The 16,610-nt window shown below is 63.3% G+C and carries 12 protein-coding genes and 1 pseudogene; 9 read left to right on the forward strand and 4 right to left on the reverse strand.

The genetic code is table 11. From position 1 onward, the window contains the following. Positions 1-28 precede the first annotated feature (28 nt). Both AC0WR5_RS02285 and AC0WR5_RS02290 read left to right on the forward strand, forming a co-directional pair. Positions 29-1,618 (forward strand): GMC family oxidoreductase, encoded by a 1,590-nt coding sequence (locus tag AC0WR5_RS02285; protein WP_475866551.1) that lies wholly within the window; start codon positions 29-31, stop codon positions 1,616-1,618. A 1-nt stretch (position 1,619) separates the two neighbouring features. Then, positions 1,620-3,059 carry a c-type cytochrome gene (locus tag AC0WR5_RS02290; RefSeq protein WP_475866552.1) on the forward strand — a complete coding sequence of 480 codons (1,440 nt, stop codon included), beginning with the start codon at positions 1,620-1,622 and terminating at the stop codon, positions 3,057-3,059. A 67-nt stretch (positions 3,060-3,126) separates the two neighbouring features. On the opposite strand, the pseudogene AC0WR5_RS02295 reads toward AC0WR5_RS02290, so the two are convergent. Continuing rightward, positions 3,127-4,023 (reverse strand): annotated as a pseudogene (locus tag AC0WR5_RS02295) (LysR family transcriptional regulator). Positions 4,024-4,314: 291 nt separating this feature from the next. Here AC0WR5_RS02295 and AC0WR5_RS02300 point away from each other — a divergent pair. The 7 genes from AC0WR5_RS02300 (at position 4,315) to AC0WR5_RS02330 (ending at position 14,036) form a co-directional block, all read left to right on the forward strand. Further along, a complete protein-coding gene (locus AC0WR5_RS02300) occupies positions 4,315-5,262 on the forward strand; it encodes a LysR family transcriptional regulator (RefSeq protein ID WP_475866554.1) in 948 nt (315 codons plus the stop codon). A gap of 140 nt (positions 5,263-5,402) precedes the next feature. Further along, a complete protein-coding gene (locus AC0WR5_RS02305) occupies positions 5,403-7,742 on the forward strand; it encodes a glycoside hydrolase family 3 C-terminal domain-containing protein (RefSeq protein WP_475866556.1) in 2,340 nt (779 codons plus the stop codon). Then, a complete protein-coding gene (gene argE / locus AC0WR5_RS02310) occupies positions 7,739-8,896 on the forward strand; it encodes an acetylornithine deacetylase (RefSeq protein ID WP_475866557.1) in 1,158 nt (385 codons plus the stop codon). Before AC0WR5_RS02305 ends, argE begins: the two co-directional genes overlap by 4 nt. A gap of 116 nt (positions 8,897-9,012) precedes the next feature. Beyond that, complete coding sequence (locus AC0WR5_RS02315) at positions 9,013-10,095, forward strand: ABC transporter substrate-binding protein (protein ID WP_475866558.1); 1,083 nt, start codon at positions 9,013-9,015, stop codon at positions 10,093-10,095. 112 nt (positions 10,096-10,207) lie between these two features. After that, positions 10,208-11,971, forward strand: a complete 1,764-nt coding sequence (locus tag AC0WR5_RS02320; RefSeq protein ID WP_475866560.1) for an ABC transporter permease subunit — start codon at positions 10,208-10,210, stop codon at positions 11,969-11,971. Positions 11,972-12,033: 62 nt separating this feature from the next. Continuing rightward, positions 12,034-13,110: an ABC transporter ATP-binding protein gene (locus AC0WR5_RS02325; protein WP_475866562.1), complete on the forward strand. Its 1,077-nt coding sequence runs from the start codon at positions 12,034-12,036 to the stop codon at positions 13,108-13,110. Continuing rightward, positions 13,107-14,036 (forward strand): nucleoside hydrolase, encoded by a 930-nt coding sequence (locus tag AC0WR5_RS02330; RefSeq protein WP_475866564.1) that lies wholly within the window; start codon positions 13,107-13,109, stop codon positions 14,034-14,036. The genes AC0WR5_RS02325 and AC0WR5_RS02330 overlap by 4 nt, the downstream gene beginning before the upstream one ends. 63 nt (positions 14,037-14,099) lie before the next feature. Here the strand turns inward: AC0WR5_RS02330 and AC0WR5_RS02335 are convergent, their stop codons facing one another. From AC0WR5_RS02335 to AC0WR5_RS02345, 3 genes are all read right to left on the reverse strand, one after another. Continuing rightward, on the reverse strand, positions 14,100-14,774 hold the full coding sequence (locus tag AC0WR5_RS02335) for a DUF1028 domain-containing protein (RefSeq protein WP_475866565.1): 675 nt from the start codon (positions 14,772-14,774) through the stop codon (positions 14,100-14,102). A gap of 4 nt (positions 14,775-14,778) precedes the next feature. Beyond that, positions 14,779-15,192 carry a RidA family protein gene (locus tag AC0WR5_RS02340; RefSeq protein WP_475866567.1) on the reverse strand — a complete coding sequence of 138 codons (414 nt, stop codon included), beginning with the start codon at positions 15,190-15,192 and terminating at the stop codon, positions 14,779-14,781. 69 nt (positions 15,193-15,261) lie between these two features. Further along, positions 15,262-16,551 (reverse strand): flavin-containing monooxygenase, encoded by a 1,290-nt coding sequence (locus tag AC0WR5_RS02345; protein ID WP_475866569.1) that lies wholly within the window; start codon positions 16,549-16,551, stop codon positions 15,262-15,264. Between the last annotated feature and the right edge of the window lie 59 nt (positions 16,552-16,610).

Below are 16,610 nucleotides of genomic sequence, written 5' to 3' on the forward strand. Positions count from 1 at the left end.
TCGGACAATATCAACCAAGGACAAGAACATGGCTCAAGAATACGACGCAGACGTGATCGTCGTGGGCTCGGGGGTCGTCGGATCGAACACGGCCTACGAACTCGCCAAGCAAGGAAAATCTGTCATCCTCCTGGAAGCCGGCCCGAGTGTGCCGCGCTGGAAGCTGCTGGAGAATTTCCGGAATTCCGGTCGCCACTACGACCACAACGACCCTTATCCCAACAATCCCTGGGCACCGACCTCCTATCAGGAAGGCTATATCCAGAATACCGGCTCCTTCGACATGATGCCGGGGATGCTTAAGCTCGTCGGCGGCACCACCTGGCACTGGGGCGGTGCCACCTGGCGCTATATCCCGAACGACTTCAAGCTGCAGACGCTTTATGGCAAGGGCCGCGACTGGCCCATGACCTATGAGGATCTGGAGCCCTATTATACCAAGGCGGAATACGAGCTGGGCATCGCCGGTTCGGACACCGAGGACCAGTCGGGCACGCACCCCGGCGAAGCCTATCCGCCGCGCTCCAAGCCCTATCCGGTAGATGCCGAGGGTTGGGTCTACAGCTCGACGGCGATGAAGGAAGCCCTCGAGCCTTCCGGCTACAAGATCGTACGTGAGCCCACCGTTCGGACGCACAAGCCCTATGACGGCCGCCCGGCCTGCCAGGGCAACAACAACTGTGACCAGGTCTGCCCGATCGGTACGCTCTACAACGGCTCGATCCACGCCGACAAATGTCAGCGCGCCGGTGTCCAGCTGATCACGGAAGCCGTGGTGCACAAGATCACGACCGGCGAAGGCAACAAGATCACCTCGATCAGCTACCTGACCCCGGAGAAGGAAGAGCACACGCTGACCGCCAAGGTCTACGTGATCGCGGCGCACAGTTTCGAGACCGCCAAGCTGCTCTTGATGAACGACGTGGCCAACTCCTCCGACATGGTCGGGCGCAACATGATGGACCACATCGGGATCTCGATGAGCTTCCTGGCGGGCGATACCATGTGGTCGGGCCGCGGCCCGGTGCAGCAGGCGACGATCATGGACTGGCGCGACGGTCCGTTCCGGTCCGAGTTCTCGGCCAACAAGTCGGCGCTGGCCAACCCCAACGCCACGGTCGACATGGCGCGTGCCGCGATCGAAAGTGGCCTGATGGGGGCTGAGCTTGATGCCAAGATCAAGGATGACGCCAGCCGCTGGATGTACATCTACAGCTTCTTCGAACAGCTGCCCGATCCGGCCAACCGCCTGGTCCCGAACAAGGACTGGACCGACAGCATCGGCATGCCGGGGCTGAAGATCCACTTCGACGTCGACGATTACGTGAAGGCCGGCGCCGTACGTGCCCGCGGCATGTACCGCGATATCGCCGAGAAGATGAACGGCGAGATCCTGAGCATCAGCGGCTTCGAGAACCACGACCACCTGATGGGCACGATGATCATGGGCGCAGACGCCAGCGATTCCGTCGTGAACCACGAGGGCCGTACCTTCGACCACGAGAACCTGTTCATCGCATCGGTGGGGGTCATCCCGGCCGCCGGCGTGGTCAATCCCACCCTGACGGCCGTGGCGCTTGGCATCCGGTCCGCCGACATTATCGCGAAGGAGGTGTGACATGACGCTTTCGGCAAAACATCTCGGCGCGGTGCTCGGACTGGCGCTGACCACGGCAAGCAGCGCGGCATTTGCGCAGGACGACGACCTGGTCACCCGCGGAGAGTACATCGCCCGCGCGGGTGACTGCGCGGCCTGTCACACCACCAGCGACGGGGCCGAATTCGGCGGCGGCTATGCCTTCCATATGCCGATGGGCACGATCTATTCGTCGAACATCTCGCCCTCCAAGGAGTTCGGGATCGGTGACTGGACCGAAGAGGAATTCGCCCGTGCCGTGCGCAAGGGCGTGCGGCCGGACGGCACGCACCTCTATCCGGCGATGCCATATACCGCCTATGCGACGGTTACCGACGAGGACATGAAGGCGCTCTATGCCTACTTCATGGACAAGGTCGAGCCGGTCGATGCGGCGCCGGCACAGAAGACGGAACTCGAGTTTCCGTTCAACATGCCGGGCACCATGGCGGCCTGGAACCTGCTGTTTGCCCATGGCAAGCCCTTTACGCCGGATCCCGATCTGACCGACGAGCAGAACCGCGGCAAGTACCTGGCCAATGGCCTGGCGCACTGCTCCACTTGCCATACGCCGCGCAATGCGTTGATGGCCGAGGACAGCGGCCAGTACCTGGGCGGGGGAACGGTCGATGGCTGGTTCGCGCCGAACATCACCTCGGACAAGGTAAGCGGCATCGGCGGCTGGGACGACGCGGATATCGTGTCCTACCTGCGTGACGGTCACGCCACCGACAAGGCACAAGCCGGTGGTCCGATGGCGGATGCCGTCGAGAACAGCTTCCGCTTCCTGACCGAGGAGGATGCCCACGCGATTGCGGCCTACCTGAAGACGGTGCCGGCGATCCGGGTGAAGGGGCAGACCACGCCCGACTACTCGGTGACCGAGGCGCAGCCGGTGGACTGGACCTCCTTCGAGAGCAGCCCGACCGCGAGCGACACTCCGGCTCATATCGACACGGCCACGACCGATGGTGCGTTGCTCTACAACGTGAACTGCGCGGCCTGCCACGGCATTGACGGGGACGGGTCGCTGGACGGCTACTTCCCCTCGCTGACGCAGAACACGGCCGTGGGCGCGGAGACGCCGCAGAACCTGGTCATGGCGATGGTCGACGGGATCCATCGTGAAGGTGCCGACGGCAAGGCGGTCATGCCGGCCTTTTCCGCCGATCACCAGGTGATCCACACCAGCCTGAACAACGACCAGATCGCGGCGGTGGCCAACTACGTGACCGCCACGTTCGGCAAGGGCGATGCCGGTCTGAGCGGAGCGGATGTGAACAGCATCCGGACCGGGGGCGAGCCGGCTTTCCTGATCAAGAACGCCAAGCTTCTGGCCATCGTCGGCTTTGTCGTGGCGGGGCTGGTGGTTCTGCTGATCATCGGCTGGCTGATTGCACGGTCGCGTCGCAAGGCGGCCTGATCCAAGCGATCCCGCAGGATCCCGAGGCACCCGCGGCTTTTGTCGCGGGTGCTTTTTCATGTGCGGATCAGCCGGGCGCGGAGGCTGCGAAGATCTCCTCGACCCAGCCGAGGAAGACATCTAGGCGCCGCGACATCCGCCGGTTGCCCGGGTAGATCGCGTTGAGCGGCATGGGCGGGGGAGGCATATCCGGCAGGACCTCGACCAGGGCACCGGTGCGCAGGCTGTCGGCAAAGCGGTAGCGTGGGGCCTGGATCAGGCCGAGGCCGCGCAGGGCGAGGTCGGCCGCGGTGTCGGAATTGTCGGTCATCACGCGGGCCGGCAGCCGGATGCTCTCGGTGCCTGCAGCGCTTGTGAATTCCAGCGCCAGTGCCTCTCAGGTGCGCGAGGAGACGAAGCCCACCATCTGGTGCCCGGGCAGGTCCTGCAGCCTGGCCGGTGTACCATGTGCGGCAAGATAGGCGGGGCTGGCGCAGGTGATCTCGGGCAGGGTGGTGACACGGCGCATCATGAGGCTGCTGTCGTCGGGCTCGCCCGCGCGCAGCACGCAGTCGATGCCCTCACGGACGAGGTCGACGTAGCGATCCGTCTGCCCCAGCTGCACGGACAGCTCCGGGTAGCGGTCGAGAAAGGCCGGCAGGTTCGGCGTGAGAAAGCTTCGCGTCAGAAGTCCCGGGGCATCAATGCGCAGGCGGCCGCGTGGTGTTCCCGATCGCAGGCTATCGTGCGCTTCCTGGAAGGCGGCAAGCAGCTGCTGCGCGCTGGCATAGAAGTCCTCGCCCTCCGGGGTGGTCGACACATGGCGGGTGGTGCGGACCAGCAACCGTGTGCCTGTCTCTTCTTCCAGGGCGCGAATGGCCTCGGTGGCGGTGGAGCGTGCCACGCCGAGGTCGCGCGCGGCACGTACGAAGCTGCCGCCCTCGACGATGCGGGAAAAGAGGGTCAGTCTGTCGATACGGTCCATGCCTGTTCGTCCATTCCGAATTGTCTGAAGCAAGGCTATGTCATTATTCGGAATTCGTCGCCGTTCCTTTCGGGAAAAATGGCAGAAATCGCTGATCCGTTGGCTGCTGGCTGTAACTTCCGGGCATGCAAGAGAAGCATGCCCGGCGTCCTTCCGAACGCGGATTTGTCAACCAAATTGGGCGCAGACGTTTACACAGCGACAGCGCAGGGCTATGTGCCGGGAGGGTTGCGGGGCCGTCCAGGTGCTGGTCCGGGTGGCCTGTGTCACCACCGTGCAAGTGAGAGATCGATGCGTTTTACCCTGCGACAGATCGAGTATTTCATCGCAACGGCCGAAAGCGGCTCGATCACCCTTGCCTCGGAGCGGATCAACATTTCCCAGCCCTCGATTTCGACGGCGATCTCCCAGCTCGAGGCCGAACTTGGGGCGCAGTTGTTCCTGCGCCGTCATGCGCAGGGACTGTCCCTGACGCCGGTCGGAAGGGAGCTTTTGGCCGAGGCGAAACAGCTGATCGACTCTGCACAGCGCCTCTACCTGACGGCGTCGGAGGCAACGGAGGTCGTACAGGGGACATTGTCGCTGGGCTGCCTGGTGACATTTGCCCCGATGGTGCTGCCCCAGGTGGCCCACAGTTTCACGGCTGATCATCCGAGGGTCAGGGTGCTGCCCGAAGTGGCGGACCAGGAAATACTCTTGTCCAAGTTGGAGCGGGCCGAGCTTGATGTCGCGCTGAGCTATGACCTGCAGGTTCCAGAGGGGTTCGAGTTTACGCCGCTCGCCGAATTGCCGCCCTATGCCATGGTGGCGCAAACCGATCCGTTGGCAGGACAAAGTGCCGTTACTCTGGAGGAGTTGGCCGAGAAGGACCTGATCCTGCTCGATCTGCCGCTGTCACGCGATTACTTCATGGGGCTGTTTGCGCGCGCCGGGCTGACGCCGAAGGTCACGGCCAGGCTGCAGCAGCAGGACGTGATCCGCACCATGGTGGCAAACCATTTCGGCTATACGATCGCGAACGTGCGCCCGCGCAGTTCCACTGCCTTGGACGGTCGCGATGTGGTCAAGCTGCGCATCGCGGGAGACCAGATGCCGATGTCGCTCGGGCTGCTGCGCGTGGCCCGGCAGAGCCCGACGCGGCTGGTCAGTACCTTCATGGAGCACTGTGCCTCGTTGATTTCGAACAGCTATGTGCCCGGCATGGAAGCGCCGGACATGGTGGCGAAGCGGGTTTCCTGAACCCATCGGCTTCCTGGTTCGGCTGAGCCTAATCAGCGGATCGCAACATCATATTTCCGCTTTGTCCGACGGTCTGAGAAACTGCGGCCGATTTTACGTTTGTCCGCGTCTGCCACGCGGCGTGCCCCCGGAGAGCTCCCTTGCCCGATAGCAAAATGACCGAGACCCTATCTCATGCCGAGATCGTGGATCAACTGACCCTGCAGGAGAAAACCGATCTGCTGTCGGGGTTCGGCATGTGGAAGACGGCAGCGCTTGAACGCTTCGGCATCCCCCCGGTCGTGATGACCGATGGTACCTACGGAGTGCGATATTCCATCCCTCAGATCGACGGCGACGAAAAGGGCGGCGAGGATCTCGACGCCTTTCTTAACGTGGTCGGCCAGAGGGCCAGCGACATTGCCGTGGCCTGGGGCGAGATGAAGGCAGCGACCTGCTTCCCCAACGGGTCGGCCATGGGAAACAGCTGGGACATCGGGCTGATGGAAGAGCTGGGCCAGTTGCTGGGCCGGGAATGTCGCGACATGGGCGTGCAGATCCTGCTCGGGCCGGGCATCAACATCCGTCGCACGCCTCTGGCCGGCAGGTCCTATGAATATTATTCCGAGGATCCTTTCCTCACGGGCCATCTCTCGGCCTCCGTCATCACCGGGATCCAGGCGCAGGGCGTCGGGACCTCGCTGAAGCACTTTGCCTGCAACAACTCGGAGATCGAGCGTACCAGCATGGACAGCGTCGTCGAGGAACGGGCGCTTCGCGAGATCTACCTGAAGGGCTTTGAGATCGCGGTTAAGGCGGCGCAGCCCTGGACTGTGATGTCCTCCTACAACCGGTTGAACGGGGTGCAGACCTCGCAGGATCCCTGGCTTCTGGACGAGGTGCTTCGCGGCGATTGGGGCTATGCGGGAGTTGTCGTATCCGACTGGCACGGCATCAAGGACCGACCGGCGTCGCTGCTGGCCGGTGGCGATCTGGACATGCCGGAGAGCCCGCGCCGCAAGTCCGAGCTGCTGGCAGCACTGGAGGCCGGCAGCCTGCCGGACGAGGTCGTGGATCGGTCGTGTCATCGTATGCTCGACCTGATAGCAAAGGCGCGCGCCGGTGCGGAAGAGCCCGCGGCCCCGGTCGATCATGTGGCACACCACGCCCGGGCCCGTGCCATGGCAGCAGCGTCGATGGTCCTGGTCAGGAACGAGGGTGCGTTGCCGGTGCGGCAGGATGCGAAGCGCCTGCTTGTGGTCGGGCGGGATGCCGAAACGCCGGTGATCCAGGGCTCCGGCTGTGCCACGACGATCCCCACGATGGTCGACGCCCCTCTCGAAGCCCTCGCCGAAGCCCTGCCGGCGGTCGAGATCCTGCACCGCATGGAGGCCGACGCGGAGACACTCGCCCTGGCCGCGACTGCGGACGTGGTGCTGGCCTTCGTTTCGACCGAAGGCGCCTATGACGGCGAGGGATCTGATCGGACGACACTGGCCCTGGGGCCCGGACAGGACGATATGATTTCCGCCCTGGCGGCGACGGGCCGCCCGGTGGCGGTGGCCGTGGCCTGCCCGGATGCGGTTGAAATGCCCTGGATCGAGGAGGTGGACGCGGTACTTGTCAGCTTCTACTCCGGCCAGGCCATGGGCGGCGCGGTGGCAGACCTGATCAGCGGCAAGGTCGTGCCCTCGGGCAAGCTGTCGGTGACATTCCCGCAGAAGCTCGAAGACGTACCTGGCCATCTGTCCTACCCCGGCGAACTTGGGCGCCACGTCTATTCCGAGGGGATTCACGTGGGCTATCGCGGCTATGCCGCGCGGCGCATGGAGCCCTTGTTTCCCTTTGGTCACGGGCTGAGCTACACGCGCTTTGCCTATTCCGACCTGAGCCTTTCCGTGGCTGAGGTCGGGCTCGAGGAGACGCTCGAGGTCTCCTTTACCGTCACCAATACCGGTGATGTCGCGGGGGCCGAGATCAGCCAGGTCTACCTTGCAGGTAAGGGCGTGCAGCTGTCGCGCAGCCCGATCGAGCTGAAAGGCTTCGAGAAGACCATGCTGGCTCCGGGAGAGAGCCGGCGGGTTACGATCGGTATCGCAGGGCATGACTTGGCGGTCTGGAATCCGGTCTATGGGCGCTGGGTGCTGGAGGACGAGGCGGTTCGTCTGCTGGTCGGCGCATCGTCCCGGGATATCCGCCTGGACGCCCCGCTGAAGCTGAAGCCTTCGATGCTGCCATGGCGGCGTGTGGCCTATGATACGCAGCCGGCCTATGTCCTGCCCAACCCTCATGCCCGTGCAATCCTGCGCCGTTACCTGGCCGAGCGCTGCGCCATCCCGGAAGAGAGCGCGGAACGCGCACTGGTGCACTGCGAAAATTCGTTCTTCGGGATCTTCACGACCCTTGAGCGACGCCTGCGGATTTCGATCACCGAGGAGCAAGCTGCGGCCGTGATTGCCGAAATCAACGCGGCCATGGATGCGGCGGAGGCGGCGCTGTGACCCACCTGGACTGGCTTGCGCGGCTGATCGCCCACCCGACCGTCAGTGCCGACGGCAATCTGGCCCTGGTGGAGGAGCTGCGCGCGGCGATGGTTGCCAAAGGTGCGCACTGCGAGACTTTTCCCGATGCATCGGGGCAAAAGGCCGCGCTTCTGGCGCGTTTCGGGCCCGAAGGGGATGGCGGTCTGATGCTCTCCGCCCATTTGGACGTCGTGCCCGTGGCTGGACAGACCTGGAGTGTGCCGGCCTTCGAGATGACGCAGAAGGGCAGTCGGATCTACGGTCGCGGCAGTACCGACATGAAAGGTTTCGTGGCCTGTGTCATGGCCATGGTCGAAGACCTCGACACCGAGGCGTTGACCTCTCCATTGTGGATCGCCCTGTCCTACGACGAGGAAATCGGTTGTGTCGGCGCTCGTCCCATGCTGAGCGAAATGGCGGTCCGGCGCATGGCACCCGAGCTCGTCGTCGTGGGAGAGCCGACGAGCATGCAGATCGGTTTGGGCCACAAGGGAAAGATCGGCTATCGAGCCGATTGCAGCGGCGTGGCGCGTCATTCGGCCGAGGCCCCATTGGCGTTGAACGCGCTTCACCTGGCGACGGACATGATCATGGGGCTGCGCAAGCTGCAGGACGAGTTGCAGGAAAACGGAGCGCGTGAGGATGGCTATTCCGTGCCTTGGGCCACGGTTCATGCCGGGATCCTACGCGGCGGGACAGCTGTGAATGTCGTGCCGTCGACCGCGGAACTGGTCTTTGAAACCCGGTTCCCGGCGAGTGAGGACCACGCCGATCTCGACGCCCGTATCCGAGCGTTGGCCGCTGAACTGTCTGACGAGGCGAAGCAGGTGTTTCCCCAAGCCGGCATAAGGCTGACAGAGACCTTGGCCTATCCGGGGCTCACGGCGGATCCGGAAAATGCCGCGCTCAAGGCATTCTCGGGCTGTTTACCCGAATCGACCGGGCCGTGCTGGCTGAGCTTCGGCACCGAAGGAGGGCTTTTCGCGGAGCAGCTCGGAGTGCCGGTGGTGGTCTGTGGCCCGGGCGACATGGCCCAGGGGCACCAGCCTGACGAGTTCATCGAGGCAGAGCAACTGACCCAGTGCAACGACATGCTTGAAGTCGTCGTGGCGCGGTTTTGCAAGGCCCGCTGAAGGGATCCAACCAAGGCTTCTTAAGAAAAGACAAAGCCGCGTAGCGGAAAATCATAATTTATCCGAAGCGCGATCCAACGAATTATGCATACCGTCCACACATAATGAGGAAATCCATGCAACAGGGCAAGAAAACGGCGCTCTCCCGCCGCAGCTTCATCAAGTCGTCGACCGGTCTCGGCATCGCGCTGGCCGCTCCAGCCATCCTGAAGGGAACCCGTGTCTTTGCAGGCGAAACGCTGACCGTTCGCGATATGGGCGGTTCCTTCTATGAAGGTTTCAAGGCGGGCTTTTACGACAGCTTCACCGAGGCGACCGGTGTCACGATCCAGACCAACACCAATGAGCCGGACCCGATCCCGCAGTACAAGATGGCCGTCGATACCGATACCAAGCTGTTCGACGTGGCACTGATGACCCCCGAGCACGTGCTGCGCCTGCGTCAGTTCGGTGACCAGTACATGCTGCCGATGAACATCGAGGTAGATAATCCCGAAGATTTCACGCCGAATACCATCCAGGACGACTTTGTCGGTGTGGCGATCTATGCTCTGGCGATGGCCTATCGCAAGGATACCTTTGGCGAGAACGGCCCGCAGAGCTGGCCCGATTTCTGGGATGTCGAGAAGTTCAAGGGCCGTCGTGGCCTGTGGCGCAGCCCGGTAACGACCATGGAGATGGCCCTGCTGGCGGACGGCGTGCCGCTCGATCAGATCTATCCGCTGGACGTCGATCGCGCATTCGCCAGCCTCGACAAGATCAAGGATCATATCGACCTGTGGTGGACCTCTGGGGCGCAGAATACGCAAACGATGCAGAACGGCGAAGTCGATCTGACCTCGGCATGGTCGACCCGGGCCCAGACCGCGATCAACGCCGGCGCCCCGCTGGAGCTGGTCTGGAACGGTGGTCTCTACAACATCGATGGCTGGACCATTGCGGGCAACACAGACAAGCCGGAACTTGCCCGTGAGTTCGTGAAGTGGTGCCTCGATGCACAGCGTCAGGCGGCGTACACGGAATTCCTGGCCTGCGGCCCGACCAACATGAAAGCCTATGACTACATTGACCCGGCTCTGGCCAATGTCCTGCCCACCACGCCGGAGCATATCAGCGGGCTGGCCCTGCTTGGCGCCGGCTACTGGGCAGAGAACCAGGACGCGCTGACCGAGCGTTTCGAACAGTGGATCCTGAGCTGACCGATCCATCAGGGAGGGCAGTTCCGACTGCCCTCCCAACCTGACCCGGACGCCAGGGGCCTCGAAGAGCTTCAGCCGACGGGAAATGCTCCTCACGCGAACCGAGATTTGAATGACTGACACCTCTGCCGCCACATCTGCCGCGCATCCCGCCACCGCCTCTACCCGGCGCCGCCTTGCCCGGCCTGATACGATCTGGCTGTCGGCACCGGGGCTGGTCTATCTCGCTCTGCTGCTGGTCATTCCGGCCGGGGCGCTGATCCTGCTGTCCTTCCGCGACCCGTCCACCGGAACCTTCGACCTGTCGGTCTACCGTCAGATGTTCTCGGCCGGAGTCTATGTAAAGACGCTCATCAATACCTTTGTGATCTCCTTCGAGGTCACGCTTGTCTGCCTGCTGGCGGGCTATCCCGTGGCGGTCTGGCTGGCGGGGATGAGCCCGCATCGCCGACGCCTGGCCATGTGGCTCGTGCTGCTGCCGTTCTGGGTCAGCCCGCTGCTGAAGAACTTTGCTTGGATCGTGCTTCTGGCCCGCAAGGGGATCGTGGCGCAGATCCTGTCGGGCATGGGATACGAAGGCGGGATCGATCTGCTTTATGGCCGTGGCGCGGTGATCTTCGGCATGGCACACGCGATGCTGCCCATCGCAATCCTGACGATGTTGCCGACGATGCTGACAATCGATCCGCGGCTGCGGCCCGCCGCCCAGACCATGGGGGCAAGCCGGGGTCAGGCCTTCTGGCGCATTTTCCTGCCGCTCTCGATGCCGGGGGTGACGGCCGCCGGGCTGTTGATCTTCGTCATGGGGCTCGGCTTCTTCATCACCCCCGCGCTGCTCGGCTCGCCGCGTGAAACGGTGATCGGCCAGATGCTGATCACGCAGGTGCAAAAACTCTTCAACATGCGCCTTGCCGGGGCTCTCGCCAGCCTGCTGCTGATCGTGACCCTGATTACCATCGCCATCTACGACCGCATTTTCGGGATGTCCGCTGTCTCGGGAGAGGGTGGGGCGACCCATCGCCCCGACCGCCTGTCGGCCCGGTTCGGCAACGCCATCATCAATGTGGGCGCGGCCGTCACCGACGCTCTTGCCCGCCTCATCCCACAGCGGGCAGGCTCTGGCGCATTGACCATTTTCGTCTGGATCATCCTCTTCCTGCTAATCGTTCCGGTCCTGGCATTCCCGCCGATGGCCTTCTCCGGGTCCAGCTTTCTCGAGTTTCCGCCAACCTCCTTCTCGCTCAAGTGGTTCCATACCTACCTGACCTCGGCTCAATGGACGGGGGCCACGATCCGTTCGGCAGTCATCGCGGTTTCGGCCGGCGTGCTGGCCACGCTGATCGCATCGCTGGCGGCCTATGGCCTGGCGCGGAGTCACAAGAAGACGACGAGCCTGATCTTCCTGGCCTTCCTGCTGCCAATGATTGTTCCGAACATCGTCATTGCGGTGGCGCTTTTCTACGTCTTTGCGAAAGTCGGACTGATCGCCACGAACCTCGGCATCGTTTTGGGCCATACCCTGACAGCCTTGCCTATCGTCTTCGTCATCCTGCTGACAACCTTCCGAAGCGTCGACTGGCGGCTGATGCAGGCCGCCGCGACCATGGGCGCAACGCGCTGGAAGCAGGTCAGGCTGATCCTGCTGCCCCTGGTTAAGGGGGGCGCAATCGCCGCTTTCCTTTTCGGGGTCCTGCATTCTTTCGAAGAGCTGACCATCGCCATCTTCGTCGGCGCGGGCGTCAAGCAGACGCTGCCCAAGCAGATGTGGGACGATATCCTGCTCAGCATCACGCCGACCCTGGCTGCGGCCTCCGTTTTCGTGGTGGTCGTGGTAACTTTGCTCTTCGTCGTTGCGGAAAAGAGCCGCCCGCGCTGAGGGGAGATACAAACATGAAAACCGTTCGCCCGACCGAACTTACCCAAACAGGAGGCGCAGTCATGTCGACGAGCCCTAAGCCGGCAGCTCCCGCCGGTGAAGCCCAGATGAAACTGCAGGTGCGTGGCCTGGCCAAGATCTATGGCCCGACCGTGGCGCTCGACCATGTCGATCTCGATGTCCGCGAGGGCGAGCTTCTGACGCTGTTGGGGCCATCGGGGTCCGGCAAGACCACCCTTCTGCAACTTATCGCGGGCCTTACCGAACCAAGCGCAGGCCAGGTTCTCATCGGAGGCGTCGATCAGACCCATGCGCCTGTGAATAAGCGCGGCATCGGTGTCGTATTCCAGAACTATGCGCTCTTTCCGCATATGACGGTGGCACAGAACGTGGCATTCCCCCTGAAAATGCGTGGTATGCCGGCGGCCGAGATCACGCCGAAGGTCGAGCGGGTTCTGGAAACCGTGGGGCTGGGGCACGCGCTTGATCGCTTCCCGACACAGCTCTCGGGGGGGCAGCAGCAGCGTGTAGCGCTGGCGCGTTGTCTGGTTTATGATCCCTCCATCATCCTGATGGACGAGCCGCTGGGCGCGCTCGACGCCAAGCTGCGAGAGATCATGCAGATCGAAATCAAGCGGATCCACCGCGAAACCGGTGCCACGATCATCTTCGTGACCCACGATCAGGAAGAGGCCTTGGCCCTGTCTGATCGCATCTGCCTGATGTCGAACGGCAAGATCGCACAGATCGACACGCCGCGCGCAATCTACTCCCGACCCAACAGCCTGTTCGTGGCCGATTTCATCGGTCAGTCGACCCTGCTGAAGGGCAAGGTGAATGGCGACTGCGTCGAAACGGTCCTTGGTCCTATCCCTCATGGGACGGCCGGGCTGAGCGATGGCGCAGCGGGGGCGATGGTGATCCGCCCCGAAGACATCACGCTTGGCGAGGGCGCCTACGAGGGCGTCGTCAGCGAGACAGTCTATGCCGGCTCGGATCTTCGCGTGATCCTGACTGCCGGTGGCTCTGAAATCGTCACGCGTGCACCTGCCACCGTCGATCCCCGGATCGGCGAGACGATCCGTTTCGGATGGGCCGAGGGCAGTGCCCGCTTTGTTCCTGACGACGAGGCAAAATGACTTTTCCCCTTCCCGTGCTCCTGGATTGCGATCCGGGTGTCGATGACGCCATTGCGATCCTGTGGCTGCTGGCCCACCCCGAGCGTTTTGATCTGCGTGCGATCACATGCGCCGCCGGAAATGTTGGGCTTGAACATACCTGCCCCAACGCGCGCCGCGTGCTGGACCTTGCGGGGCGGAACGATGTGCCTGTCCATGCCGGGGCCCATCGCCCGATCATGAAGGCACGGGGGCGGACATCATCGGTGCATGGTGGTGACGGGCTTGGCGACATCGGGCTGCCCCCCGCATCGCGCGGGCCCGAGGGGACCAGTGGGGCGCAAGCCATCGTGGACCATGCGCACGCACTTGGTGGCAGGCTGCATCTTTTGGCGACGGGGCCGCTGACGAACGTGGCGATGGCTCTGCTTCTCGACCCGGAGCTGGCTTCGCTGATTTCCGAGATCACGCTGATGGGCGGCGCGGCGCAGGTTCCCGGGAATACGACCCCAAGGGCCGAGTTCAATTTCCACGTCGATCCCCATGCCGCCGCGATTGTCTTCGAGAGCGGTATTCCGATCACGATGGCAGGTCTCGATGTGACCCGGCAGGCTGTCCTGTCTCGTGAGGCGATTGCTGCGCTCGGGGCATTGGGCGATCCCATAGGAAGCACGACGGTCGCTCTGCTCAAGGGGTATACAGACCCCTGTCTCCATGATCCTGCCATCGTTGCCTGGCTCTTGCAGCCGGAGTTGTTCAAAACCGTCGAAGCGCATGTCAGTATCGATACGCAGGATGGCGATACGGCTGGCCAGTGCATCACGGCGATAAGCGAGAAGCATCTGCGCGGGAGAGCCCCGAACACCCGCGTGATCATGGGCCTCGATCAGCCGGCTTTCGAGGCGCTATTCCTGTCGTCCATAGCGACGTTGCAATCACGCCTCTGAGAGATCGTCAGCGCATGAAAAGAGCCGGGCAATGCCCGGCTCTCTTGCTTTTCCGGATGTGGCTCACTCGTCTCCGGGCACGCCATAGGAGGGCGCCTCGCGCGGGTCGAGAGCACGCTGTACATAGGCCTCGAGCTGAGGCTTGTAGATCTCCCATGCCGTGGCGATTTCTTTGACCGGGTTGCCCTCGGTCCAGTCCGAGCGCAGCTCTGCCACCGGCCAGGCGACCTTGTCCACGATCAGAAGGCCGGCTGAATGTATCGGGCCCGCTTCACCGCCCGCGGCAAGGCCGGCTCGCATGGCGGCAATCAGTCTGTCGCCGATATGGCCAGTGGTGGCCAGGTAGCCTTCGACTATGGCACGGGGCACGCCGGCATTGGCCAGCAGGTTTCCTGCCGAAACGACATTCTCGCCCGCTGCCTGTGTCCAGATTCCGAGCGAATTTGGACCGGAGTGGATGGCGGTATTGCCGTCCTTGTCGACCGCGAGAACCTGCCGGTATTCGATGAACTTGCCGCGCTTCTGGACCTCTGCGATGGCTTCGACAGCAGAAGCGCCGGACTCCATCAGGTCGAGTGCAAGCGGGCCGAGCGTCGGGTCGGTGACGTTTTGGGAGCTGACCGCGCCCACGCCGGCGCGCGCATAGGCACAGCGCGCGGCCACCGCAGGCGAGGACGAGGCGATCGCCATGCCGAACATGCCGGTGTCGGGGCAGCGGGCCACGAGGGAAAAGGTCATGCGATCACTCCGGAATGACAGCGGTTGCCTCGATCTCGACGAGCCAATCGGGGCGCGCGAGCGCGGTGACGACAAGCCCGGTGGAAACAGGGTGCACGCCCTTGATGTACTCGCCCATGGTCCGATAGACGGCCTCGCGGTTGCGCACGTCGGTCAGAAAGACCTGCACGCGGCAGACATGCTCCATCCCGCCGCCGCACTCTTCCATCAGCTGCTTGATATTCTGCATGACCTTGTGGGTCTGTTCGACGGGATCGTGGCTCTCGATGTTCTTGGCGTCGTCGAGGTTTTGCGGGCATTGGCCGCGCAGAAAGACCATCTTGCCCTGTGCTACGACGGCCTGGCACAGGTCATTGTCGAGGTTCTGCTCGGGGTAGGTGTCCTTGGTGTTGAACTTGCGGATGCGTGTATGTGCCATTTCGGCCTCCATTCTATCGCAAAGGGCGGCCCGTTTGAGGGGCCGCCCGATTGGTTCTGTCGCTTTGGATCAGGCATCGACCGGTGCTTCAGTCTTCGCGCTGCGGATCCGTGCGGCCTCGTTGTATTCGAGGTATTTCGCCTGGGTCACGATCTGGTCGGCGATGTGCTTGGCATCATGCCAGCAGCCCCAGATGAAGCTGGACCCGCGGCGGGATTGCCAGGGCAGCCCGAGGAAGAAGACGCCGGGCACTTCCGAGATCCCGCGCTTGTGACGGGGGCGGCCGTTGCCGTCGAAGGTGTCGACCTTCAGCCAGCCGTAGTCGGCGCCGAAGCCGGTCGCCCAGATCACCGTGGTGATGCCGGCGGCCTTCAGATCGAGATCCAGGATCGGATTTGTCATGCACTCGGGTGCGGGGGCGATGACATGCGCGTCCTTCTCTTCGGGCAGGTCCAGGCCATTTTCGGCCACATAGGCATCCGCGGCCCGCAGGAGCGAAAGATAGTTCTCGTCGCCGCCTTCGATATTCCGTGTCAGGTCGCCGGCAAGGGTGACATGGCCACCGGCAAAGCTCTCGGTCCGGCCGAGCAAGGTGATGCCTTCGTTCGCAAGGCGGCGGAAGTCGATGGTTTCGCCTCCACGGGCCCCGCTGACGGCGATGGTCGTGTGCTCGGTGCCGGGCGCCGGGGTTTCCATGTTCCAAAGGCCCAGAACACCCAGCCACCAGACGAAATCGCGGCCACGATAGCTCCGTGGAGGGCGGTCGTGCGGACCGACAGAAAGATACACCTTGCGCCCTGCGCGGTTCAGTTCGTCGGCGATCTGCACGCCCGAAGAACCTGCGCCGACGACGAGGATCGCGCCGTCTGCCAGTTGTGCGGGATTGCGATAGGCACTGGAGTGCATCTGCGCGAAGCCAGCGTCTTCCGGGATGACGGACGGAATGGCCGGCGTCTGGAACGGACCGGTTGCGGCAACCACGTTCATGGCCTCCACCGTGCCTTCAGAGGTCTCGATGGTAAAGCCGGGGCGGCCCTCGTTGCGCAGAACGGATGTCACCTCGACACCTGTGCGGATCGGTGCGTCGAGCATCCTGGCATAATCCACGAAGTAATCGGCGACGTCTTCCTTGGCCACGAAGGCGTCGGGATCTGCCTTGAATTCCATGTTCGGAAAACGATCATGCCAAGCTGGGCCATTGGCAACAAGAGAGTCCCAGCGCTCGCTCCGCCAGCGCTCGGCGATGCGTGCCCGTTCCAGCACGAGGTGCGACACGCCAGCCTTGCCGAGATGCTCGCTCATGGCCAGCCCGGCCTGCCCGGCCCCCACGACGAGCGTATCTACTTTTTCAACTGACATAGGCGGATCCTTTCTGACGCACCGGCAAAGCTGACTCTCCGGAGGAAGTTTCACCTTGG

Source organism: Pseudooceanicola sp. DL12 (assembly GCF_056270665.1).